This window comes from Paraburkholderia sp. RL17-347-BIC-D (genome assembly GCF_046027915.1).
Classification (GTDB): Bacteria; Pseudomonadota; Gammaproteobacteria; order Burkholderiales; family Burkholderiaceae; genus Paraburkholderia.
On record NZ_JARESS010000039.1, the window covers coordinates 26,795 to 48,472 of the forward strand.

The 21,678-nt window shown below is 60.7% G+C and carries 21 protein-coding genes; 6 read left to right on the forward strand and 15 right to left on the reverse strand.

The genetic code is table 11. The features are described 5' to 3' along the window. The first annotated feature begins 14 nt into the window (after nucleotides 1–14). Nucleotides 15–1,232, forward strand: a complete 1,218-nt coding sequence (locus tag P0D96_RS35125; RefSeq protein WP_408318252.1) for an ABC transporter substrate-binding protein — start codon at nucleotides 15–17, stop codon at nucleotides 1,230–1,232. A gap of 251 nt (nucleotides 1,233–1,483) precedes the next feature. Here P0D96_RS35125 and P0D96_RS35130 read toward each other — a convergent pair whose 3' ends face one another. Continuing rightward, nucleotides 1,484–1,810 (reverse strand): transposase, encoded by a 327-nt coding sequence (locus tag P0D96_RS35130; protein WP_408318292.1) that lies wholly within the window; start codon nucleotides 1,808–1,810, stop codon nucleotides 1,484–1,486. 796 nt (nucleotides 1,811–2,606) lie between these two features. Between P0D96_RS35130 and P0D96_RS35135 the strand changes: the two genes are divergently transcribed. Then, nucleotides 2,607–2,927, forward strand: a complete 321-nt coding sequence (locus P0D96_RS35135) for a DUF4148 domain-containing protein (RefSeq protein WP_408318254.1) — start codon at nucleotides 2,607–2,609, stop codon at nucleotides 2,925–2,927. A 789-nt stretch (nucleotides 2,928–3,716) separates the two neighbouring features. On the opposite strand, the gene P0D96_RS35140 is transcribed toward P0D96_RS35135, so the two are convergent. The 4 genes from P0D96_RS35140 to P0D96_RS35155 are packed head-to-tail and all read right to left on the reverse strand — an operon-like array spanning nucleotide 3,717 to nucleotide 6,915. Further along, nucleotides 3,717–4,538 carry an amino acid ABC transporter ATP-binding protein gene (locus P0D96_RS35140; RefSeq protein WP_408289298.1) on the reverse strand — a complete coding sequence of 274 codons (822 nt, stop codon included), beginning with the start codon at nucleotides 4,536–4,538 and terminating at the stop codon, nucleotides 3,717–3,719. A gap of 20 nt (nucleotides 4,539–4,558) precedes the next feature. After that, the gene (locus P0D96_RS35145; RefSeq protein ID WP_408318256.1) at nucleotides 4,559–5,218 is read right to left on the reverse strand and encodes an amino acid ABC transporter permease; all 660 of its coding nucleotides are present in this window, start codon (nucleotides 5,216–5,218) and stop codon (nucleotides 4,559–4,561) included. Then, nucleotides 5,215–5,859: an amino acid ABC transporter permease gene (locus tag P0D96_RS35150; protein ID WP_408179627.1), complete on the reverse strand. Its 645-nt coding sequence runs from the start codon at nucleotides 5,857–5,859 to the stop codon at nucleotides 5,215–5,217. The genes P0D96_RS35145 and P0D96_RS35150 overlap by 4 nt, the downstream gene beginning before the upstream one ends. Nucleotides 5,860–5,880: 21 nt before the next feature. Next, nucleotides 5,881–6,915 (reverse strand): transporter substrate-binding domain-containing protein, encoded by a 1,035-nt coding sequence (locus P0D96_RS35155; protein WP_408318258.1) that lies wholly within the window; start codon nucleotides 6,913–6,915, stop codon nucleotides 5,881–5,883. A 289-nt stretch (nucleotides 6,916–7,204) separates the two neighbouring features. On the opposite strand from P0D96_RS35155, the gene P0D96_RS35160 reads away from it, so the two are divergent. Both P0D96_RS35160 and P0D96_RS35165 read left to right on the forward strand, forming a co-directional pair. Continuing rightward, the gene (locus tag P0D96_RS35160; RefSeq protein ID WP_408179628.1) at nucleotides 7,205–7,855 is read left to right on the forward strand and encodes a DUF1989 domain-containing protein; all 651 of its coding nucleotides are present in this window, start codon (nucleotides 7,205–7,207) and stop codon (nucleotides 7,853–7,855) included. A gap of 8 nt (nucleotides 7,856–7,863) precedes the next feature. Continuing rightward, nucleotides 7,864–8,409, forward strand: a complete 546-nt coding sequence (locus P0D96_RS35165) for a MarR family winged helix-turn-helix transcriptional regulator (protein WP_408318260.1) — start codon at nucleotides 7,864–7,866, stop codon at nucleotides 8,407–8,409. A gap of 146 nt (nucleotides 8,410–8,555) precedes the next feature. Here P0D96_RS35165 and P0D96_RS35170 read toward each other — a convergent pair whose 3' ends face one another. The 6 genes from P0D96_RS35170 to P0D96_RS35195 are packed head-to-tail and all read right to left on the reverse strand — an operon-like array spanning nucleotide 8,556 to nucleotide 15,500. After that, nucleotides 8,556–9,737, reverse strand: a complete 1,182-nt coding sequence (locus P0D96_RS35170; protein WP_408318261.1) for an oxamate carbamoyltransferase subunit AllG family protein — start codon at nucleotides 9,735–9,737, stop codon at nucleotides 8,556–8,558. Further along, nucleotides 9,734–10,438 carry an SRPBCC family protein gene (locus P0D96_RS35175; protein ID WP_408289168.1) on the reverse strand — a complete coding sequence of 235 codons (705 nt, stop codon included), beginning with the start codon at nucleotides 10,436–10,438 and terminating at the stop codon, nucleotides 9,734–9,736. The genes P0D96_RS35170 and P0D96_RS35175 overlap by 4 nt, the downstream gene beginning before the upstream one ends. A 29-nt stretch (nucleotides 10,439–10,467) precedes the next feature. Beyond that, complete coding sequence (locus tag P0D96_RS35180; protein ID WP_408179632.1) at nucleotides 10,468–10,986, reverse strand: (2Fe-2S)-binding protein; 519 nt, start codon at nucleotides 10,984–10,986, stop codon at nucleotides 10,468–10,470. Beyond that, nucleotides 10,983–11,810, reverse strand: coding sequence for an FAD binding domain-containing protein (locus P0D96_RS35185; RefSeq protein ID WP_408318263.1), 828 nt, complete (start codon nucleotides 11,808–11,810; stop codon nucleotides 10,983–10,985). Before P0D96_RS35185 ends, P0D96_RS35180 begins: the two co-directional genes overlap by 4 nt. Then, complete coding sequence (locus P0D96_RS35190) at nucleotides 11,807–14,206, reverse strand: xanthine dehydrogenase family protein molybdopterin-binding subunit (protein WP_408318265.1); 2,400 nt, start codon at nucleotides 14,204–14,206, stop codon at nucleotides 11,807–11,809. The genes P0D96_RS35185 and P0D96_RS35190 overlap by 4 nt, the downstream gene beginning before the upstream one ends. A 31-nt stretch (nucleotides 14,207–14,237) precedes the next feature. Then, nucleotides 14,238–15,500 carry an amidohydrolase/deacetylase family metallohydrolase gene (locus P0D96_RS35195; protein WP_408318267.1) on the reverse strand — a complete coding sequence of 421 codons (1,263 nt, stop codon included), beginning with the start codon at nucleotides 15,498–15,500 and terminating at the stop codon, nucleotides 14,238–14,240. A gap of 342 nt (nucleotides 15,501–15,842) precedes the next feature. Between P0D96_RS35195 and P0D96_RS35200 the strand changes: the two genes are divergently transcribed. Continuing rightward, nucleotides 15,843–16,370, forward strand: coding sequence for a MarR family winged helix-turn-helix transcriptional regulator (locus tag P0D96_RS35200; RefSeq protein WP_408318268.1), 528 nt, complete (start codon nucleotides 15,843–15,845; stop codon nucleotides 16,368–16,370). A gap of 219 nt (nucleotides 16,371–16,589) precedes the next feature. On the opposite strand, the gene P0D96_RS35205 is transcribed toward P0D96_RS35200, so the two are convergent. The 4 genes from P0D96_RS35205 to P0D96_RS35220 all read right to left on the reverse strand — a co-directional run bounded on the left by P0D96_RS35205 (nucleotide 16,590) and on the right by P0D96_RS35220 (nucleotide 20,442). Further along, complete coding sequence (locus P0D96_RS35205) at nucleotides 16,590–17,630, reverse strand: LysR family transcriptional regulator (RefSeq protein ID WP_408289150.1); 1,041 nt, start codon at nucleotides 17,628–17,630, stop codon at nucleotides 16,590–16,592. Between the two features lie 409 nt (nucleotides 17,631–18,039). Next, complete coding sequence (locus P0D96_RS35210; RefSeq protein ID WP_408318270.1) at nucleotides 18,040–18,663, reverse strand: FMN-dependent NADH-azoreductase; 624 nt, start codon at nucleotides 18,661–18,663, stop codon at nucleotides 18,040–18,042. Between the two features lie 371 nt (nucleotides 18,664–19,034). Next, nucleotides 19,035–19,814, reverse strand: coding sequence for an alpha/beta hydrolase (locus P0D96_RS35215; RefSeq protein ID WP_408289142.1), 780 nt, complete (start codon nucleotides 19,812–19,814; stop codon nucleotides 19,035–19,037). Between the two features lie 373 nt (nucleotides 19,815–20,187). Further along, nucleotides 20,188–20,442 carry a hypothetical protein gene (locus P0D96_RS35220; protein ID WP_408289139.1) on the reverse strand — a complete coding sequence of 85 codons (255 nt, stop codon included), beginning with the start codon at nucleotides 20,440–20,442 and terminating at the stop codon, nucleotides 20,188–20,190. 145 nt (nucleotides 20,443–20,587) lie between these two features. On the opposite strand from P0D96_RS35220, the gene P0D96_RS35225 reads away from it, so the two are divergent. Continuing rightward, the gene (locus P0D96_RS35225; RefSeq protein ID WP_408318272.1) at nucleotides 20,588–21,340 is read left to right on the forward strand and encodes a tetratricopeptide repeat protein; all 753 of its coding nucleotides are present in this window, start codon (nucleotides 20,588–20,590) and stop codon (nucleotides 21,338–21,340) included. Nucleotides 21,341–21,678 lie beyond the last annotated feature (338 nt).

The following is a 21,678-nucleotide window of genomic DNA, read 5'->3' on the forward strand; positions in this document are numbered from 1 at the left end:
CTACAGGGGGGACGATGCATAACTATTCGTTTGTACGTCGGACGCTGGCCGCCGCATGCGCGGCGTGGGCGATCAACGCGACGTTCGTCATGCCCGCGTTAGCGGACGACGTGATCCACCTTGGAATGACGGTGCCGATGTCGGGTGCTGGAGCGAGTTGGGGCATGAGTGCGGAGTGGGTCGCGCAAGTGGCCGTCAAATATGTGAACGACCATGGTGGCGTCAATGTCAACGGGAAGATCTATCACTATGCGGTGACGGCGTACGACAACAAGTACACGGCGGCCGACGGGGTCAAAGTCGCCCAGACGATGTTCAATCGGGACGGCATCCGCTATGTCGTATTCGGCATGTCGACGCAGGCCGTCGCGGCGACGCAGAGTATGTCAGAGCGCGCCGGTATTCTCATGTTTACCGTGAGCTGGTCCAATTCGATCAAGGGTCCGAAATATCCACTAACCTTCACGATCACGAACACGCCGACCGAGTTTCTGGGGCCGCTCTATACACTTGTCAAGAAACAGAATCCGTCGATCAAAACGATCGCGCTGATCAGCCCGAATGACGCTGCCGACGAAGAGGCAGTGGCATCCGCCATGCCGCATCTCAAGGCGCTGGGCATTCAGGTTCTCACTTACGTGAAATACGAGCGCGGCACTACCGAGTTTCAACCGGTGGCAACCAAGGTCGTGCAAACCAAACCGGACGCGATCGATACACTAGGTGCGCCGCCTGGTGACATTGGTGTGCTCTATCGCGCGATCGCGGATCAAGGGTGGAATGGTGTTCGCATCGCGTCTGCGGGTACGGTGTCCGATGCGGTGATTCGCACCGGCGGCAAAGCGGTTGAAAACCTTTATATGGGGCTGGGCGCCGACTTTGCCGGACCCAACGCGACGCCGGTGCAGCGTCAAGTGGCCGCAGCGTTCGAGCCGGCGATGCACGAGCCGCTCGATATTGCCGGCATGTCGGCGTGGGAAGCTGTGATGGCGCTCAAGGCAGGAATGGAGAAGTCGGGGAGCATCGATCCGCGCGTCGTTGCTCAGACGCTGCCGAAGATCACCTTCGAGTCAAGCTACGGACCGGCCGCGTTCGGCGGAGCGTCCACCTACGGGGCGCCGCAGGAGATGCTGCTGCCCGTCATCATTACGCAGATACGCAACGGCAAAGTGATCGAACTGGCACGCATCCCGTCGCCTGAGTTGGAAAAACGCGTGGCGCGAGCGAAGTAGCGCCGCCGCTCGTGATGGGCGGAACGGAGATCGACAGGGGAGCTTGACCGGAAATCTCGGCGAGACATCACGTGATATATGGCGAGCACGCCGCCGTGCGCGAAATAGTTAGACCGGTTCGAATTGTTACGCGTTATTCGACACCCGCCCTTGTTTGCGGCCTAAGGAGTACACGACAACGCGCGCTGGCGGGCGGGACGCGCTCGAGGGAGGGCCCGCGAAGTGGTCCGAGAGGCGGGAGTCTTGTGCGGCTAGGGGAGTGAAGTGCTCTCATGAACGGCGGAGTTTCTCGGCCATCGCTTGCGACTCGCAGCCGGTGCGCGTAGCGACGTCCCGTATCGTCGCCAGGTTGCCTGACGCACCGCATTGGCCAGCAGACCGGAGTGACGGAAGCGATGGAAGCTGGCCGGCAGCAGATGCAGCGGGAAGCGCCGCATGAACTCCTGCGGCTCTCGCGTGATCGTCTTCTGGTGCGTGCGACCGCTGCCCGATGTTCCCTCCAGCGGAAGGCGACGCCCCGGTCGTCGAGTGCGGTGAGCCGCTGCTTGAAGTTGATCACGGGATGCGTACAGCGCGATCGATAGACTAGCGCCGCGTCAGTTCGGCGAGCGGGCGCTTCGTACATACACCCATTCACTCAGACGCAGCGGCGCGACCCACGGTGCGAAGCTTGGCGTACTCACCAAAAAAACAACTGGCCCCCTGGTATGCATGAGTGAGCTCTTCTAGGCGCGTCGCCGGATCAACCCCGAATGCACGCATATCGGCAGGAAGACGGCGGCCCGTAATGGCACCCACCGCTCACCGCCCGGCGAAATGCCCCCGCTGCGAACAATGAACGAACTCCCCACTTCGCGCCGGCTCCGAGAGAAGCCCCTTGAGGCCCGGCTGGAGCGTTCTTGTCAAACGTTGCACGCAGGAGAAAGCAGTCTACAAGTGTGTCAGCAAGCATGCGCATTCCAAGTTGCCGAACCTTCTTCGTTGTCGCCGGCGACGAATTCAGAGAGCCAACGAGCCTCGCGCAAGGCGGTGTCGTATCGTCACACTGCGCAAAACATCCTGCGGCGGAGCCACGGGCGTCGGTGCCCCGCAATCATCTTCAGTCCGTGAGCGCCGGGTGAGATGCCTGCCACAGCGTTACCTTTCAGCCGCGCTAGTCTGGAAAACAACTGACACGCCATACACTTCAAATCCGTTAGCTTGGCGGGTTGGCGCGGCCATGCGGCAACCGTTTCGACTACTGTTTCGATTCCCGCAACAGTGCTTTCATCAATTAGGTATTTACCCTGATAAATACGGCTCGTAGACTGCTTTGATGAGTTGCAGACCGGTGTGTCTGTAGCAACACTTGAAATGATCGCTGAGGTTCAAATCATGAAATCGCTCATCAATGCCATCGCTGTTGCATTCGTTCTTGCCGCTCCGGCCGTGTCGTTTGCACAAGTGAATCAACCCGTTACGCGCGCCGAGGTCCGCGCTCAACTGGCCCAGCTCGAGAAGGCTGGCTATGACCCGGCGCGGGCAAATAGCTCCGATTACCCGCAGAACATCCAGGCCGCCGAAGCACGTATCGCTGAACAGAACGGTTCGGCAACCTACGGCGGCGTAGTAAGCGGCTCGTCGACGTCGGGTGTTCATGCCTACAAAGCCGAGGCAGACTCCACTGGCCCGCGCTCTGTATTTTTTGGTCAATGATCGAAGAGTTGGGCGGGCCGCTGCTGCGCAGTCCACCCAGCAACACAGTCCTTGGAGCGCGGTTCCGCTGTGCACCGACATTCATGCAACCGGCTCGCAACTGGGAGTCATCTCGATAGCGAGCCGGTTTTATTTTAATTCTTCCCAAACCACGAAAACTCCTGGCGGATTTGCGCAATCCGCTGGCGTACCTGATTGAAGCACGCAGTACGCACGACACGCCGCTAGAGCTCTTGGCTCAGGCAAATCCGCTCGTCTCATCAAGGCCGCGCACGAGCTCGTCGTCCTTGACGAGCGTGCAGTGTGAGAGCAGGGCGCCCAGGAGCGCCAGCCGGAGATTGCGACGCGGGTCTCGTGGGCTGTCGGAGCGACAGGTCTGTCGCACGTCGCTAACAATTGGCCCTACGAGCTTATCGATGGCATTCGCAATCGGGAACAGTCCGGGTTGGATGACTGTTTGGGTATGACGAAAATGCAACTAACAGTCGATTCTGCCGGAACCTTTAGTCGCGGTTTTACCGCTCAAAAGGCGCCTTCAAAGCGAGTCCAGGTAAGCCTAAAGTAATGTCCGGCATGAGATTGATCGAGCGGGGCACTACCGCACATGCGGGACCGCCGCGTCTTAGCCGCTCTGTAGCCGATCCCTCGAATCCGCTGCATGTCGCGGTGCCCATGCCTTGGTTCGATCGTGACCGTGGCTCATCGTGCCCCAACTCTTCCTACCTGGTATAACCGGCGCACGCCATTTCCCGTCGCGCGCAAGCTCGGGATTAAAAGTCCGTCTCGACCTCAAACCGAAGTGTTGCCGCCATGCCCATGAAATCGAGCGAGAAACTGCCTTGCGCGCAGCGATTCCGGTGAGCCGAAAAATTTGGCTGGCGTCGCCGTTTCGACAACCTGGCCGCCGTCCATGAACACGATACGATCGGCTACCTGTCGCGCGAATTCCATTTCGTGCGTGACGATCACCATCGTCGCCCCTTCGTTGGCAAGCGACCTCATCACGCTCAGCACTTCCCCAACCAGCATCGGATCGAGCGCGCTGGTCGGTTCGTCGAACAGCAGTACGTCCGGTTTCATCGCAAGAGCGCGGGCAATGCCGACCCGTTGCTTCTGCCCCCCGGAAAGGCGTGAGGGAAACTGGTCGTGCTTGTCGGCAAGGCCGACGCGGGTAAGCAGTTCGATCGCTTCCTCGCGCACGGTCGCGCGGTCGCGTTTGAGCACGTGCAGCGGTGCCTCCATCACGTTTTCGATGACGCTCAGGTGCGGCCACAAAGCAAAATGCTGAAAGACCATGCCGATTTTGGCACGCATTTTCGCCAGATCCGCATCGCTCATCCTGATACGGGTATTGTCGCGCACGCCCATCCGTTGGCCGGATACATGCACGCTGCCTGCGTCGGGCACTTCGAGCCAGTTGATACAGCGCAGCAGCGTCGACTTGCCGCATCCGGACGGTCCTAGCAGGCAAACGGTCTCGCCCTGCGCGACCTGCAAAGACACGTCTCGCAGAACGTGGTTATCGCCAAACGACTTGGAGATGCCGACGAGCCTAAGGACGTTCGGCGATGTATCGACGGGGGGCAAATTTTCCGTTTCTGTTGCAGGCATTGTCAAAGGCAAGGTCGGGGTCACGCTCGACGCTCCTCGGCGAATTTGTTCAGCATCCCGGTGCCGGCTTCGATTGCAAGGCAGAGACACCAGTAAAGGAGGACCGCCGCGACGAACGCAGCGAACGGAATGAAGTAGGTGGCCTGAATGCCCGTCATTTCATGGGTCAGTTCGCCGACGGCGATGACGGTCAGAAACGCACTGTCCTTGACGATCTGGATCAACTGGTTGCCGACCAGGGGCATCGCGCGCAGCATGACCGGCGGCAGAATGATCCGTCGTAACAGGGTGAGACCGCGAAATCCGAACGCCTTGCCCGACTCGATCAACGATGCCGGAAGTTCGAGCCAGGCGCCGCGAAGCAACTCGCCCATGTAAGCCGTGTTGTAGAGAATCAGCGCGACTGCGCCAGCCGACCAGTTCGACATTCTGATGCCGAGCGTCGGCAAGCCGAAGTAGATCAGGTAGACAAACAGCAGAAATGGCGCGCAACGCATGGCATCGACGTAGGCGGCGGCCGCGCGGCTGACCGCCTTGTTCTCCGACATGAGCAACGGCGTAAGTAGCGCGCCCAGTACGAGCGACGCCACGCCGGATATGACTAGAAGGATCACCGTGTTGAGCAGGCCAGCCAGCGCGATGTCGCGCTGCTGCCAGATGATCAGGAAGTTGTTGATCAAATCATGCCTCCGGAGCGAAGACGTTTCTCGACCGCGCGTTGCAGCTTGATGAGCGCGAACACGATCAGGCCGTAGAGCGCGAGCGCGAAGATGAACGGAGGCAGCGGCTCATACGTGTTCGAGCCGACACGCAACGCAGCGCGCGTAATCTCGACAATGCCGATCACTGCCACCGCGGGCGTCGACTTGATCTGCAGCGTCATTTCGTTCACGAGACCGGGCAGACTCGCGCGGCAAACCTGTGGCATCACGATGCGCCGTATGCGGGTGAAACGCGGCATCGCGAACGACAGCGCTGCATCGTATTGATCTCGCGGAAATTCGACGAGCGCGCTGCGCCATATCTCGCAGTTGAAGGCCGACGTGCTGATAGTCAACGCGACAATCGCGGCGGGCAGCGGATCGAGCGATAGTCCGAGCTGGGGCAACGCGAAGAACACCAGCAAGGTCAACGTCACGGTCGGACACGACCGGATGACGCTGACGTAGGAGTACACGAAGCGGTCGAGCACCGGCACTTTCGCCCAGCGAATCAGCGCCAGTGCGAGCCCGAGCGGAACGCCGAGCACGATGCTGATGAGCGACAGCGAAATGGTCGCGAGTGCACCCTGCGTGATGCTCCAGTAATCGTAAGCGGTCATTAAGCGGGCTCGCCTGCGAGGTCAGTTGATGGACTGCGGCATCGATTCAAAGCTGGCGCCGAACCACTTCTTCTGAACCTGGTACATCTCACCACTCTTGCGCAGGTCGAGGAGCACGCTGTTGACCATCTGCAGCGCAGCCGTGTCGCCCTTCTTGACCGCCCATGCGATATACACTGGGCTGCCGATCTTTTGACCGATTACGAATGTGTCCGGCCGCGTCCTGATTAGTGAGTTGAGATTGATCTGCGTATTGGCGACGGCGTCGAGCCGCCCGAGCGCGAGATCCTGATAGGTCTCCGGATACGACTGATATTCGACAATCTGCTTGAGGCCGTTGCCGCCGTGGGTTTTCTTCAGTTGCTCGTCAAATGCTTTCACGTCGGCCAGCATTGCGCTGCCGGTCTGCACGCCGATCACCTTGCCGATCAGGTCGTCGGCGGACTTAATGGGCGATCCCTTCTTGGTCGCAAAAAACGTCGTCGATTCCGCCAGCGGCGCGGTGAAATCAAAGGTACCTTTGCGCTCCGGCGTGACTAGAACCGCAGTGACAGCCATGTCGTACTTGCCTGTCGTTACGCCCGGCAGGATGCCCGACCACGGCATGATCTGCTGCTTCACCTGTACCGGAAGCTTCTTCTTCACTAGCGCGAGCATCTCGTTGTCATAGCCGGTGGGGGCACCGTTATCGACGAATTCGAATGGCTTGAAATCGTCTTCGGTCGCGACCGAGATATAGCCGCGCGATTTGATCTCGTCGACGCTGGCAGCCGATGCGATGTGCGCAGCGCCCGCAAAGGCGGCAATAGCGAACAGCGAACGCAGAGACGACAGCGCGAGCCGCCTGAAGCCGGTGCGGAAAGTCTTGTCCGTTGCGGCACTTTGGATGGTGAGAGACGACATGAATACCCCTCTTGGCTGTAATGACTCGATGGCGCGCGAAGCGTGCGCTTTGGTGGCCGAAAGGCCGTCTCGTTCATGCGCAATCGAAAATTCGTATGCACACTGACAAGTTGCGCATCTCCGATGCAATTCACATGCCAGTTCGACGAACACCGCGCCTTGCCGATGTGAGCGTCGAGGCGAGCGCATACATGCGTCGATAGAGGGCAATCTGCGCACCAACAAAAGACTTAAGCCCCCACAGAATGGACGAAATGCACTCATTTGAGTCAATGCAGAGGCTTTGGCGCCGTTGCGCGATAAAGCAGACGGCGCACAAAAAACGTGCGTGACGGACAGAGACGAGAAAGAAGAGAATTTCTGTTTTTGTACTGATACGATGCATACTGACGAATCAACTTCCCGTTGAGCAATTTGATAAGAAGCATGGAGGCTTGACCAAATGAAAGGCGGCGATCTTACGTTACAAGAACCGGCTTATCGTGAAATCATCGAACCGGGCGGCCGCTGGTCGATGCGGCTGGAGACGGGCGATCAGTTGCGTATCGTCGATCTGGAGGGGCAGCAGGCGGTCGACTTTCTCTGCTACTCCGGCGAGTTGCCACTCGACCGGCTCAACGTTCCGAACACGGTAAAACTCAATCGCTCGTTGTATGTGACCAAGGGCACCACGATCTATTCCGATCGCGCGCGCAAGATGTTTTCGGTGCTCGACGACACCTGCGGTTTTCACGACACGCTCGCGGGATGTTGCAGCCACGAGATGGACTTCCTCCGCTACGGCGTGCATAACAAGCTGAGTTGCCGCAGCAACTTCGCGCAGGAACTGGCGAAGTGGTCTCTGGGGCCGTCGGAGATCGTCTCGAACATCAACTTCTTCATGCGTGTGACGTTCGGCCAGCAGGGCGAGGTCGAGATTGCGCCAAGCCCGTCGAAAGCAGGCGACTACGTGGTGTTGCGCGCGGAGATGCCCGTTATTGCTGTGTTGTCGAACTGCCCGCAACAGAACAATCCCTCGTCGGGCTTCCGACCCACGCCTGTCGAGGTCACGGTGTCGCGCGCCCCGTCAGATAACCCTCCGCAGGCAAAATAAGGCAGGTCATGGTGGCGAGTCCGAATAAAGCAAAACCCGACAGGGCAGGCGCGAGCGATAGCGCGTCCAAGGACTGGCGTCATACCGCGCTGGATGCACGCCCAGGCTTCCTGATCCGCCGGCTGCATCAGATCCATGTCGCGTTATTCGTCGAAGAGTGCGCGCCAGAGGGTATTACGCCAGTGCAATACAGCATCCTCACTGCGCTGGAGCAGATAGGGCCGTCCGAACAGATTGCTTTGTCGCGCGCCGTCGGTCTCGATCGCGCCAATACCGCCGACGTGATCGGGCGGCTTGTCGAGCGGCGTTTCATTCAGCGGCGCGTGTCGAAGACGGATAAACGCAAGAAGGTGGCGGAGCTGACGGAGATTGGACGGGCGCTGCTGGCGCGGCTCGAGACGGGCGTCGCGCGGGCTCACGAGCGGACGCTCGCCGCGCTGCCGCCCGAGGATCGCAAGCGCTTCATGACCTTTCTGACGTTGCTCGTCGAGACCAATAACGATCTGAGCCGAACACCGGTCGGTGGCGCCGCGAAGAAAAGCGACGACGACTGACATTTCTGCCTTTTGGCGAAGCGTGGATCGTGCGTGCGACAGTGAGGATTTGCCAGGCGCCATCGATCCGGGCCTCGGCTCTGCGACTGACAGCCCAGAGGCGATTCTGGTCGGGAAGTCGTTGCCAAAGGCGGTCTCGGAACAGCTCACGAGCATCGCGTTTCGAGAGATTGAACGGCCGACGCAAACAGACTCTGCGGAGCAGCGAAGAGACCGCGGCCTAGCAGACCGGCACGGCCATCGGCGCCGATCATTGCGATCGCAGCGAGCGGCGCGACGCGGTGTAAGGCGACTCGCGCGGCATCGAGTCCGCAGTGGAGATCAGTAAAGCAGGGGTGGGAACCCGCGTACAGTTGGGCTTGCTCGCGTTGCCATTCGGGCGGCAGCCACGCGGCGAAGGCACCCGCCGGTTCAGGCGCGAGCGCGAGCGCCTGCGCTCCAAAACCGGCTATATCGATGACGCCGCTGTCTCCGGTCAAAGGAGCGGCAGCGACCTTGAGCGCGAGATTGATGGCCGGCCCTGCCGGCGCAGCAGCAGCGGCGGTGTGCCAGAGCGACGGACGGCCCGCCAGTTGAATCCCGACGTCGATGCCGTTTCCCGCGAGCGAGACGACGAGCGTCGATGCCGGATCCGCATTTCGCGCGGCAGCCGACGTCATCAGGCGACACGCGGCCATCCACAGCGTGAGGAAGAACAGCGGCGTCTGCTGCAACATCGTATGGATCGACGAATCGGTGAGTCGTGCGGACAACACGTCGTAGAGCGCTGCGCTTGCGGCGGTCGTGCGGGCGTGCAGATCGTCGCCGTTGTCGAGGCCGTGCCGGGCGAGCGCGAGGAGATCGACGGGTTCGCCGCGCAGCGCTGTGTCGAGTGCCGGCGCGAGAACCGAGTCGCGCCATTTCATGCGGTCGAGAATCGCGGGGTCGCGTGAGCCGAAGCGCAGTTGCGGCCCCGCGCCGCTGCCCAGCAGCGACCAGGCGGCGCCAGTCGGATCGCCGGCTTCGACAAGCGCCGTGCTGCCCGAAATCACGGCTGCGAGCGGCGTAACCACGCCATAGGATTGGGCGCTGACAAGGTTCACGCGGCCGGTGGCGATCAGGCGTTCGGCATCCTGCTCGCTTGCCGCCCAGCCTTCATACAGACAGCACAACACCGCCGACGACAGCACCGGCGGGGGTGGCCTGCATGGGTCTTCATACGGAGGGCCTGCATGCAGCAGCGTGAACTCGGGCAGCCCAACGGCATTGCGTGCGAAGCGCACAGCGCGCCATTGAGGACGAACCGCTTGCAGGCGCTGAAGCGCGGCATCCTGGACCGGGGATGTCATCTGCGGGCTCCGAAGCCGAACAGACCGCAAACACGCGACCACAGGATTTTCCAGAACATGTTGCCGAGGTTGAGCGGGGCATTAGCGGACGGCTGCGTAGCCGGGTTAGCCGTATGGGCTGGTATGACATCCGTAGGCTGCAAAACGGGTGGAACTGTTGCGGCTGGCGTCGTCACCGGGTCGGGGGCTGAAACGGTTGCCAGTTCCGGCTCGGCAACAGGCGCGGTGGTCGTAGCTGCGACTTGCGAAGCCGAGAGATCCAGCCGGGCCTTGAGGTTCGCAGCGAAGGCTTCGGTCATCCGTGTGGCGAGTTCCTTTACGATGCCGCCACGCGAGAACTGGGCAAGGCTGCCGGCGATCGCGTAGTCCACCTTCACGTCGACGCGCGTCTCGCGAGGCGTCGGGTCGTCGAGTGAGAACGACGCTTCCCCCTTCACGCGCGACGCGCTCTTGCGGTCCACGCCGCCGCCAATAACGCTGCCACGCCAGGCTGTATCGTCCAGCTTCATTTCGCCGTCGCCGGCAAAGCTTGCCACGATTGGCCCGAGTTTGACGGTCATCGCGAGCTTCAGCCGGCCGTCGTCCGGTGGCGCGGTCAGCGACGCCCCGGGCAGACACGCTACGATCCCAGGCGTATCGCGGAAACAGGCCCATACGACATCGCGTGGGTAGGGCACTGTAAAGTTTTGCTCAATTTCCATTCGTGGTCCGGTCTCTTGAGACTAGGGGATCAGGTTGCTGCAGTCGCGGCGAGCGGTGCACGCTGACTCGCCCGGTGCGCATCCAGTACGCGCCGGATCGCTCGCACGATACCGACATAGCCGGTGCACCGGCACAGGTTGCCCGACAGTTCGAGGCGCACGCGGTCGTCGTCTGCGTCGGGCAGGCGGGTCACGATATCGCGTGCCGTCACCAGCATTCCCGGCGTGCAGTAGCCGCATTGCAACGCGTGCTCTGCTGTGAAGGCGGTGCGCAGTTCGTTCATCACGTCGTCGCCGTCGAAGCCTTCTATGCTCTGCACGTCGGAACCCGAGCACGAGACCGCCGATGTGATGCACGAGCGGGTCGGCATGCCGTCGACCATCAGCGTGCACGCGCCGCACACGCCCTGTTCGCAACCGAGGTTCGTCCCGCACAGCATCTGATGCTCGCGCAGGAAATCCGCGAGACTCGTGCGCGGTTCGACAGCGGCCGACACCTGCTCGCAATTGATCCGGAGTTCGATCCGTTGAGTGAGGATATCGGTCATTGCTGCTTCCTGTTTTCGCGGACGATTGCGGCAGCCCGTTCAAGCGCCACGCGATGCACCTGGTATTCGTAGCTCCCGGTTTCGAGACCCGCTGCGTCGAGATGCGGATCGAGCAGCGCTGCATTGGGGCTGTCGAGCAACGCGCGCGCGTTCTCGATCAAATGCGGCGGCCCGTCGATTGCACCGATCACGGCGCGGCAAACGCCGGCCGGCGCATCGTCGATGAAGACCGCAATCGCTTCCGCGAACTCGCCGGGCTTGCGATTGAACTTGTAGTAGCTCCAGCGCGCGGCAGGCGACAGGCGCCGAAAGCGCACGCCGGTGAGAATCTCGTCGGCCTTCAGCGCGGTCGTGAACGCGCCGCTCATCCAGCCGGCCGCCGTCAACGAGCGGGTCCCATGCGGGCCCGCGACGAGAAATTCCGCGTCGAGTGCATACATCGTGTTAATCCAGTCGGCAGCCGGATCGGCATGAGCGAGACTGCCGCCGAGTGTGCCGCGATTGCGCACCGCGCGATACGCGATGCCGCGCGCCACGTAGGGCATCAATCCCTGTGTACCGTCGTCGATCTTGCGATCTTCGATCTCCGCGTGCGTCACGCATGCGCCGATCAGCGTCCTGTTACCTTCGTTGCCGCATTCACGCAACGCCGCGATACCGCGCAGATCGACCAGCGTCTCGGGTTGCGTGAGCCGCAGATTCATCATTGGGCCAAGCGACTGGCCACCGGACACGAACTTCGCCATTCCGTCGCTGGCGCCAACCAGCGCGATCGCGCTATCTTCGGTAACGGGCTTTGCATAGTCGTAGATCGCGGCTTTCATGCTGGCATCCCCTTGGCGGCGCGAGCCGGCGTTGCCGATCGCATGGCTTCGACAATGACACGCGGCGAGATCGGCAACTGGTCGACCTGAACGCCGAGCGGCCGCAGTGCATCGTTGACGGCATTCGCGATCGCGGCAGGGGAACCGATCGCGCCGCTTTCGCCGATGCCTTTTTGCCCGAATTCGGTGTACGGAGCGGGCGTTTCCATGTGTTCGATACGGATAGCGGGGACTTCCGTGGCGCCGGGCAGCAGGTAGTCGGCGAGGGTAGAGGCAAGCGGCTGGCCGTCCTCGCTGTACGGCATCGCTTCGTAAAGGGCCGTGCCGATTCCCTGCGCTGCACCGCCGAATACCTGCCCATCGACGACCATCGGATTGATCAGCACGCCGCCGTCCTCGACGATCACGTAATCGAGAATTTCGGTCTTGCCGAGTTGTGTGTCGACGGCAACTACGACCGCATGGCACGCGTAGCTGAACGTGCCGGTATCGCGTTTAGCCTGATACGACGTCGACACTTCCAGGCCGCGCGGATCGACGTCGGGCGGCAGCAGTTGTGGCGCGAGATACCACGTTCGCGCAATGTCGGCGATGGTGTAGCGGCCTTCCGCACCGACAACTGCGCCGTGCTCCCAACGCACGGCGTCGAGCGGCTCCTTCAGCAGCCATGCGCCGATTTTCATCATCCGCTGTCTGAGTTCCTTCGAGGCCTGCCCTAGTGCGCCGCCAGCCATCACGATCGAGCGCGAGCCCCATGTGCCGGTCGAATACGGCGTCACACCGGTGTCGCCAAGTACGACGCGTACGCGTTCCGTATCGATGCCGAGCACCTCGTGCGCGATCTGCGCAAGCGTCGTCTCCATGCTCTGACCGTGCGAATGCACGCCGGCCCGCACTTCGAGAATCCCGTCGGGGGTAAGGCGAATGACGGCCGGCTCGCGGCCCGGCACCATCGGAATACCCCAGCCATGATAGACGGAGGTGCCGTGTGCGCCTTGCTCGCAGAAGACCGCGAGACCGAAACCGATCCGGCGACCATCGGGTTCGCCGCGCCGTTGACGCGCGCGTATCGCGGGAAGATCGATGGCGGCGATGGCCCGCCGTACGGCCTCCGGATAGTTGCCGCTGTCGAAGTGCTTGTTGGTGATGTTGTCGTACGGCATTTCGTGCGGTTCGACGAGATTGCGCAGGCGCACTTCGTAGGGTTCGATGCCGGCTTCCACGGCGATTGCATCCATGACCGATTCGATCGCGTAGCACACGCCGGTACGAGCCACGCCACGGTACGGCAGGATGGGCGGCTTGTTCGTCGCGACCGACCAGGTGCGGCAGCGATAGCGATCCATCTTGTATGGGCCGGGCAGAATGCTGCCCACTTGCGCGGCCTCGAGGCACGCGGAGAACGGATACGACGAGTAAGCGCCTGAGTCGACGCTAGCCTCGCACTCGACGGCGATAAGCCGGCCGTCGAGTTCGGCATACGCGGTGATGTCGTAGTCGTGCTCGCGGCAGTTGGCATTGGCCGTCAACTGTTCGCGGCGATCCTCGATCCAGCGGACCGGCTTCTCCAGATGCATCGCAAGCCAGCCACAGCAGACTTCTTCCGGCAACAGGATGCCCTTGTAGCCGAACCCCCCGCCGACGTCGGGCGCGATCACGCGGACCTGGCCCTCATCGAGACCGAGGCAATGCGCGAGGCCCGTACGAGTGATGTGCGGCATCTGCGCCGACGTGTGGATGATCAGCTGAGAGAGGCGTCTATCCCAGTGTGCGACGACGCCGCGACCTTCCATCGGCGCCATGCTTTGGCGCGAGGTGCGTAGCTTGCGGCGGACCTTGATCGGCGCATCGCGGCGGATCGCTTCGAGGTCGACGTCGGGCTTCGCATCGACAAAGGCTTCGAGGAAGACGTTGTCCCCCCAATGCTCGTGCACGAGTGCGGAGCCTTCGCGGCGAGCGTCGAGCATGTCGACGACAGCGGGCAGTTCTTCGAAGTCTACGAACACCTGCGCTGCGATGTCTTCCGCGGCAGCGCGCGTCGCCGCGACGCACATCGCAATGGTTTCGCCCACCTGCCGCACCTTGCCGCTGGCGAGTACGGGCTGTTCGGACGGCTTGAAACCCGGCAACCCCGAATTCGCTACGATCGGTTTCACATTGTCGAGATCAATCAGCGTGTAGACGGATTTTTCCAGACCGGCCGGCTTCTCTATTCCAACGATATGGCCATGTGCGATCGGGCTGCGCACGAACGCGACGTCGACCATTCCGACCATGCGAATATTGCTGACATATTCGCCGCGGCCATGCAGGAAGCGGTCGTCTTCCTTGCGCGGCAGCGATACGCCGATGCCCTGCGGCCGGTCCGGCGACTTGACTGTGACTGCACGTTTCATCGTTTGCCTCGTGAAGAGAGCCGGGTCGGATTTACGCCGCTCGCGCGAGCGGCAACTGGGACGCATTGGCGTCATAGCGGACGCCATCGCGTACACAGAAAAGCGGTGCAAGCATGCGATCGGTGATCACCTGGGTGCCTTCGTTGTCTTCGAGCACCCAACGGCCACGGCGGTCGTCCAGCACGCTGATGTCAGCGACGCCGCCCACCTTGAGCGTGCCCAATTCACCGTCCATGCCGATCATCTTCGCGGCATGGCTGGTCGTCATCGCAACGACGTGATCGAGAGGAAGACCGAGCGCCAGCATGCTGGTCATCGCACTGACGAGACTGAACTGCGTGCGGCCGAGGAATGAGTGCTCTTCGTCGGGATGGCTGTCAGGCGTGCCCGCAGGCGAGGGCACATGCGTGTTGTATCCATGCATGTCCGCGCCCAGCGTGTCGGGGATCACGCCGCTGTCGAGCACGACGCGAGCTGTCTTGAAGCTGAAGTGCGAGCCGTGACCGACGTCGATCTTGAGGCCGCGTGCGACCGCTTCATGAACGAGCGGATGCAACTGGCCGTTCTCCTCGACAAACCCGCCCGGATGCCGGCTGAACGGATGCGCGAGAATATCGCCGGGCTTCAGGGTCTCGACGACCTGATTGAAAATCGAGTCGGGATTGACCGGCATGCCGCCGAGCTCCGGCTTGGGCCAGAGCTGTCCGAAGTGAATGTAGACTGGCAAGGCAGCATCGCGGCCAATTTTCGATGCGATCTTCATCACGTCGAGTCCCCAGCGCGCGAAGCCGCCGATCTCGGCATGCGCCTTGATACCCTTGACCAGATCGGCGTTGGCGAGCGCTGACTTGACGGTTGCTGCCGCATCGAGACAGTCGGGACGGTACAGGTCGGGATAGTAATGACCTTCGAGGCCGCCGACGAGATAGGCCGAAATAAAGGCGAACACGCGGGTTGCGGCGCGCTCGGCGACGAAGTTGCGAAAGCCCGGAATCGTGATGCAACTCGCTCCGCCTTGATCGACTATGGTCGTCACGCCGGAGTGCACGCCGCATTGATCGGCATTCAGGCCAAAGCGGCCGGTCACGTATTGATAAACGTGGCCGTGTGTGTCGATCAGGCCGGGCAGCACCAGCCGGCCGCGGCAATCGATGATTTTGGCTGACGGCGCCTGGGCGACGAGCCCGGCACCGATCGCGGCGATCGACTTGCCGTCGACGAGAACGTCGAGCGTGGCGTCGATGCCGGCGGCCGGATCGATCACGCGGCCACCTTGAAGTAGAAGCTGGGACATGTTTTGTGTGCGTTTCCGGGACGAGATGCGTGGTGTACCGCAAATACTGTGCCGGTTTGAATCCGTTGCTTCAATGATTCGGAAAAGCCTTTTGCATCAATGAGAAACCGTCGATATGGCCAACAGATGTGTGCCATACCACGGATTTTCCCGAGCGACTTCGCACCAAAATGAAGACTCTGAGGCGGATGTGCACCGGATTCTTGCCCAGTGCTATTTTTTGGTGAATTGTGTGGTGTGCCGCGCATTTGAAACGGGGCACGTCGTTCGCATAGAATGCTGCCATTGAGCGCGCGGTTCGCGCGTCTACGTCAGTTCACCAGTCACGCCAGAGACCGCACCATGTCGACCTTGATCATTCCGGAAATGGACCTCGAAACAACCCGTGCTGAGCTTGAGCGGCTGCAGGCAAGATCCCCATTGTTTGGGCGGCCTGGTTTTCTGATCAGGCGCCTGCATCAGATTCACGGGTCGTTGTTCGCCGAAGAGACTAGCGAGTTCAATATCACGCCCGTGCAATACAGCTTGCTGACCACGCTTGAAGCGCTAGGCGAAATTGACCAGAACACGCTGTCTATCGAGATCGGCCTTGAACGTTCGAGCGTGGCCGAAGTGATTCCGAGGTTGCATGCGCGCGGCCTCGTCAACCGAAAGCAGGCTGCGCACGACAAACGCCTTAGGCTCGTACGGCTTTCTGCCCAGGGCAAGCGTCTCGTGGCAAAAATGGCGCCGGCCGTGCAACGCGCGCACGACAGAACGATCGAGCATCTGTCATCTGTAGAGCGCGATTTCTTCATGTTGCAAATGATCCGGCTCGTGGAGGCCAATAATGAGCGGACCGTCGTGCCGTTGAGGTTGCCGGAGGGTTAGTGGTGGACAACGTGAGAAATTCGGTTGCCACTTGTCTTTGTCGAGGTCAGATTCCTTTGTCAATGGATCCGCAGTTTTGAGGAAGGGCGATGAGCGCACGTTATAGAACCACCACGGGCAGCATGACCTGGAAGATTCCAGCTCGAAATGTATACACAGCGTAGTGCCCGTCGACTCCCTTAGAGGTGGTTCCGTTCGTTCAGACTGTCTTCATGCGATCTAAGGTGGAAGCTGCTGGACCTCACGTTGCTGTTCTGATCGCAGGTAGCCGCGCGAAGTGGGCGCTTGCGGCAAGCATAAAGAGCTTTGGTGTCCATCTCGGTCTTTCATCGCCCTCGAGCTGGCAAGCATCGCTTTGTCGCGCGCGATGACCCCTGGCAAGTGGGCGCGCAGGAGATCGACCCACGTGCGTACCTTCGCATCGGTGAACTTGCGTGAAGCGTAAAGTGCGTAAATGTTCATCTTCTGCAGCGTGCGATCGGGTAGCACGCGAACTAGCGTGCCGTTGCGCAGACCGTCGACTGCGGCATACAACGGCAGCATCCCGATGCCCATGCCTTCGCGGATTGCGACAACAAGCGATTCGGCGATATTCACTTGCAGCGGGCCCCTGACTTGTAGCAATTCGCTGTCGTCAGGTCCTTCGAGTAACCACTCGCGCTCCGGAAAGCCAGGCGTGTTCAGCGTCAGGCATTCATGCTGCGCCAGATCGCCCGGTTGCCGCGGAGTGCCGCGCGAGCGCAAATAGTCCGGCGATGCGCACAGGATGCTACACGTCGAGCCGAGCAGGTGCGACACCATCTCCGAGTCAGAAAGAGACGGCGCTACGACGACGGCAACATCGCTGCCGCCACCGAACAGATCCGGCGTACTCTGCGACAAGGTTAGTTCGACCGAAACTTCCGGGTACTGGGCACGATATTTCGAGATCGCCGGCAGCACATAGTGTTGTCCAATGCTCGCCAGGCTGAACATCCGTAAAGTGCCGGCAGGGCGTTCGTGCGCACTGCGAGCCTCCTCTTCTGCAATGTCGAGGTCAGCTAGGATCTGTTGACAGTTTTGCAGATATCGCTCGCCAGCCGGTGTGAGGGCAAGACGTCGCGTCGAACGGTTCAGCAGGCGGGTTCGCAGATGGGCTTCGAGTTCTGATACCGCTCGAGACATGACTCCGGTCGTCGTATCGAGCGACCTGGCAGCGGAAGTGAAGCTGCCGGTCACCGCGATTCGCGTGAACGCGCGCATTTTTTGCAATGTGTCCATAAAACCCTCAGATTTAAGTGGACGGTCAACACACTACTCGTTGCTGCTGCGCTTGCCGCGGTCGCGGATTTGTCCGGAAACTCGACCGGCCTCCCCGACTATAAATGTCTCGTTGGCAAACTGTCGCGACCACGATCGATGCCATACCGAGGCGAGCACTGTCGGCCCAAGACCAGACAGGTGGTGTCGATAGCGGACCACCGCCGTGTCAGGAAAAGCGTAGCTTTACCAAGCGACCGAGACCGGTGATTAGGCGGCCAGACGCCAAAAGCGCAACACAAGCAACACGAAGAATAGGGCGGCGAACAGGACGATCCGGTAGATAGCGTCGACCGTCTCGCCAGAACATTTTCAAGGTGCTGTAGTCGCTAAACAAACAGGCGCTTGCGGGTACGCTGTGTTAGCACGATTAGAAATCTGCGGCCATCGCAATCGCTCGAGCTTTCCCCTGCTCGATAGTTTCCGGTCCCTTAGCATCCCAAGTGTGTTCCACCATCAGGCTTTTAACTTCATCCACACCGATGAACTTCAGCCAGAAATCGATGTAATCGGCTTGATGTTTAAACCCTGGGCTACTGATACCCGCACCTCTATCGTGGCTCTGTCCGCGAACATAGATGACGAGGGCCCTCGGGATCTTCAGCATTGGGCCGTATCTTTCGCCATCGAAGGTGAACAGCATGTTCCTCTGACTGACAAGATCAATCAGTTGTTTCAGCTTATAGGGATATCCAAAATTCCACATCGGGACACCGACCACTATCCGATCGGCTTGTTGAAAACGCTTCACAAGAGACTGTATCCGAATCCAGATCGACAATTCGGCGCTATCCATCGGCTCTTTTGATATTCCTTTGTACTTTGCACCAATCGCATGACGGTCAAAGTCAGGCAAGTTTTCGTCCCAGACGTTCAAGGTGTCGATCTCAATCGAAGGAGTAGCCTTACCATACGCATCGAGAAACGCGTTAGCGACAGAGATTGAGACTGACTTGGCGCCACGAGGAGAAGACACGATGTTTAATAGACGCATGATGCGTGACCCTGATGCGAAAGTGTGAACAATAGGGGTGAGTGCAGAATGCCTTGTTTCTTTATGTCTTGCACCGAGTGGTCCACGCATGCCGGGCCATAGCGGTCGGCCTGCGTCTGGAATAACGCCCCCCGCGAATGGGACGGCGTTTGATTGGACACAATTGCTCTTGCGAAGACATGAAGTCAGTCTACGGAGTGCACGACACCAGTTCAATAACGCTGGGCGGGTAGACGTTACCCACCACGCGAACGATCGTTCAAGGCCTTGTGGCGAACTTCGCACATCGCCCCGACGACGGTCGGCCGGTCGATCGATATGCCACCGCCTAATTGACCGCTCGCGCTCTATACGCCGATGCGAGCACCGCCTTACTTCTGCTCACCGGTCGCTTCGAGGATCAGATTTGCCACTTCAGTCGGATGCGACAGCAGCGACACATGGCTCGACTTTAGCTCGATCGTATGCGCGTGCATCCGGTTCGCCATGAAGCGCTCCAGATCGGTGTTGATGGTCCGATCTTCAGTCGACACCGCATACCACGTTGGCTTGTCGTGCCACGCGGCGACAGTCGTCTTCGCCATCGTGATCGCCTTGCCGATGGGCTGCTGAACCGCATAATACTTTTCTGCTTCAGCCGTCGGCAGATCGCCGGCAAAGTCTTTCAGAAATGCCTGCTCAGACAGCGCGCCGTAGCCGTCCGACCACTGAAGCCCCGCCGATGCGGGCGCGGCCGGGAATTTTTTCGTCAGCGCCGGATAGTCCTCGCCGGCATCCGGTGCACGCGCGGCAATGTACACGAGACCGGCCACCTTCGGATCATCGCCAGCCTGGCTGATCACCATCCCGCCGTACGAGTGCGCGACCAGCAGCGTTGGGCCCTGCTGCTGCGCAAGCGCGCGCTTGACCGCGTCCACGTCCGCGTCGAGCGAGGTCGTCGGATTCTGCACCGCCGTAACGTGCAGGCCCTTTGCCTGCAGCAGCGGGATCACTTTCCCCCAGCTTGAACCATCTGCAAACAGTCCGTGAACCAGCACGACGTTCTTGATCGGTGCGGACGGGGCGGCGGTGCTGTCCTGCGCGAATGATGTCGTTGCACTCAGCAGCGTGGCGCAGGCGAAACCGGCGAGGACAAACGAATTCAACTTCATGAGACTTCTCCGAGATAGTGAGGGATGAGATTCGCGGATTTCGCTCAGCCGCTGCGGCGAGTCGATAGACGAACCATACCCAGTCAATCATCCGGTCGATGCTTCCGACTGCAAGCGGGCGCTGGATTCTGGTGTACGAAGGTGCAAACACAGGCTCGGAGCAAACATTCCATTCGCTGCAATTTTTTTTATGGCGTCAAATGTGCCGCGACGCGAGACCGTCGGAGAACGCCGAAAAAGGATCCCGTTGCGATTTGCGGATAGACGCTTGACGCGAGACCGTGTGAAGCATGCCATTGCGGGCTGGGTCCATGGGCGGGCTAGTTTGCGGCTGCACGGCTATATGCCGGTGTGGCGCTGCTGCATCGTCTCGTCAGCCGACGTGGAGAAAGTCGGGTATGGGCTGCAAGAACTTTTGCATCCAGATGGTCAAACGGGAAAAGCCATCTTTCAAATCCCGCTTAATTTCACAGCCGTAAACGGGGTTGGAAAAAACCGGTCCTAGACGCTTTCGAATCCGGTCCCTGTTGTCTTCCAAGGCATCGTTGAGCCAATAGAGAGCCTGGACGACGCGCATCGCAGGCCTCCCGGCCCAATAAAGACGGCGGGGAGCGATGATGCGGGGCATCCGCTGCCGCGGGCCGGGCTAAGTGCCAGGTGGCGGGAAGGGTGCCGTTGAGCTACCAGATATGGCAGCGTGTTTCTGTCACAATAGCGCTCAGCCGTTTCGCTGACGTACCCTCGGCAACGCCCCACAACTGACCTTCTCGTAAATGCGCATCTTCGGAATCAGCCTTTACGTCATCATCGCCCTGTTCTTTGCGGTGCATGCCGTGCGCACTCAGCAGAACATGTACTGGCTGCTGATCCTGTTTCTTTTCCCTGGCCTTGGCAGTGCGGTCTACCTCTTTGTCATTTACTTGCCCTCCCTGCGCCAGTCGCGTGGGGCAAGGGCGGCAACGAGGGTCATCTCGCAGCTTGTCGATCCCAATCGAGCGGTGCGCGGGGCGCGCACTGATTTCGATCGCGCGCCGACCGTCGCGCATCGCATGCGGTTGGCCGCAGCGCTGCTCGATGCAGGAAATGCCGCCGAAGCCCTGGAGCATTACCAGGCGGCGGCCAGCGGGCCGTTCTCATCCGATCCGGCTTTACTCCAAGGGCTGGCGCGTGCGCAGTTTGCCAACGGCAATGCTTCGGCCGCGCAGGACGCACTGGAAAAACTGTTCGCCGCCCATCCTCTCACCCGTCGGCAGCCGGAGCCTGCCTTGCTGTATGCACGGGCCTTGGACGCGATTGGCGCGCCAGGCACACGCGCCGCGTTCGAGATTGCGCTCGCGAGCGCAAGAGACGCTGCACCGCGTTGCCTCTACGCCGATTGGTTAGCGGTGCAGCCAGACGAGGCTGACCACCAGCGTGCGCGCGAACTTTACGCCGAGATTGTGCAGGATGCCAGGCATTGGCCACGCCACGCCCGCGAACATAACAGCGAGTGGCTGCAACGGGCCCAGGCCGCCCTAAGCCGATAATCCACGGGCGCCCGCTTGAGAGCGGCAGACCTTTGGCTGCGGGCTCAGTCCGGGCCGAAGCCTGCCGAAGGCCCCATTAAACCTGACAGATTCGAAACGACCGGTTCATACGGTCTGCGCGTAAGCCGCTGTTCGCGAGCGATATGGATGACGCGAGTGCTTCGCGTATGGGAGCCCGATGAGCTTTCCCTGATTCCAGAGTTCTCATGCTCGAGACTGGCTGTTAATCCTCCGTGACGGTTTCTGTCAGATGCCTGGTGCACCAATCTACGACGGGCGGCCTGAATTCGTCAGCACCGGTCAGGGCAGCCAGTTCACCAGCGAGGCGTTCACCGACG

What these genes read in the sequence shown, in the direction of transcription:
- P0D96_RS35125 (WP_408318252.1), top strand. Translation starts at nt 15, where the DNA reads ATGCATAACTATTCGTTTGTACGTCGGACGCTGGCCGCCGCATGCGCG.
- P0D96_RS35135 (WP_408318254.1), top strand. Translation starts at nt 2,607, where the DNA reads ATGAAATCGCTCATCAATGCCATCGCTGTTGCATTCGTTCTTGCCGCT.
- P0D96_RS35140 (WP_408289298.1), bottom strand. Translation starts at nt 4,538, where the DNA reads ATGCCTGCAACAGAAACGGAAAATTTGCCCCCCGTCGATACATCGCCG.
- P0D96_RS35150 (WP_408179627.1), bottom strand. Translation starts at nt 5,859, where the DNA reads ATGACCGCTTACGATTACTGGAGCATCACGCAGGGTGCACTCGCGACC.
- P0D96_RS35160 (WP_408179628.1), top strand. Translation starts at nt 7,205, where the DNA reads ATGAAAGGCGGCGATCTTACGTTACAAGAACCGGCTTATCGTGAAATC.
- P0D96_RS35165 (WP_408318260.1), top strand. Translation starts at nt 7,864, where the DNA reads ATGGTGGCGAGTCCGAATAAAGCAAAACCCGACAGGGCAGGCGCGAGC.
- P0D96_RS35170 (WP_408318261.1), bottom strand. Translation starts at nt 9,737, where the DNA reads ATGACATCCCCGGTCCAGGATGCCGCGCTTCAGCGCCTGCAAGCGGTT.
- P0D96_RS35175 (WP_408289168.1), bottom strand. Translation starts at nt 10,438, where the DNA reads ATGGAAATTGAGCAAAACTTTACAGTGCCCTACCCACGCGATGTCGTA.
- P0D96_RS35180 (WP_408179632.1), bottom strand. Translation starts at nt 10,986, where the DNA reads ATGACCGATATCCTCACTCAACGGATCGAACTCCGGATCAATTGCGAG.
- P0D96_RS35185 (WP_408318263.1), bottom strand. Translation starts at nt 11,810, where the DNA reads ATGAAAGCCGCGATCTACGACTATGCAAAGCCCGTTACCGAAGATAGC.
- P0D96_RS35190 (WP_408318265.1), bottom strand. Translation starts at nt 14,206, where the DNA reads ATGAAACGTGCAGTCACAGTCAAGTCGCCGGACCGGCCGCAGGGCATC.
- P0D96_RS35195 (WP_408318267.1), bottom strand. Translation starts at nt 15,500, where the DNA reads ATGTCCCAGCTTCTACTTCAAGGTGGCCGCGTGATCGATCCGGCCGCC.
- P0D96_RS35200 (WP_408318268.1), top strand. Translation starts at nt 15,843, where the DNA reads ATGTCGACCTTGATCATTCCGGAAATGGACCTCGAAACAACCCGTGCT.
- P0D96_RS35205 (WP_408289150.1), bottom strand. Translation starts at nt 17,630, where the DNA reads ATGGACACATTGCAAAAAATGCGCGCGTTCACGCGAATCGCGGTGACC.
- P0D96_RS35210 (WP_408318270.1), bottom strand. Translation starts at nt 18,663, where the DNA reads ATGCGTCTATTAAACATCGTGTCTTCTCCTCGTGGCGCCAAGTCAGTC.
- P0D96_RS35215 (WP_408289142.1), bottom strand. Translation starts at nt 19,814, where the DNA reads ATGAAGTTGAATTCGTTTGTCCTCGCCGGTTTCGCCTGCGCCACGCTG.
- P0D96_RS35220 (WP_408289139.1), bottom strand. Translation starts at nt 20,442, where the DNA reads ATGCCCCGCATCATCGCTCCCCGCCGTCTTTATTGGGCCGGGAGGCCT.
- P0D96_RS35225 (WP_408318272.1), top strand. Translation starts at nt 20,588, where the DNA reads ATGCGCATCTTCGGAATCAGCCTTTACGTCATCATCGCCCTGTTCTTT.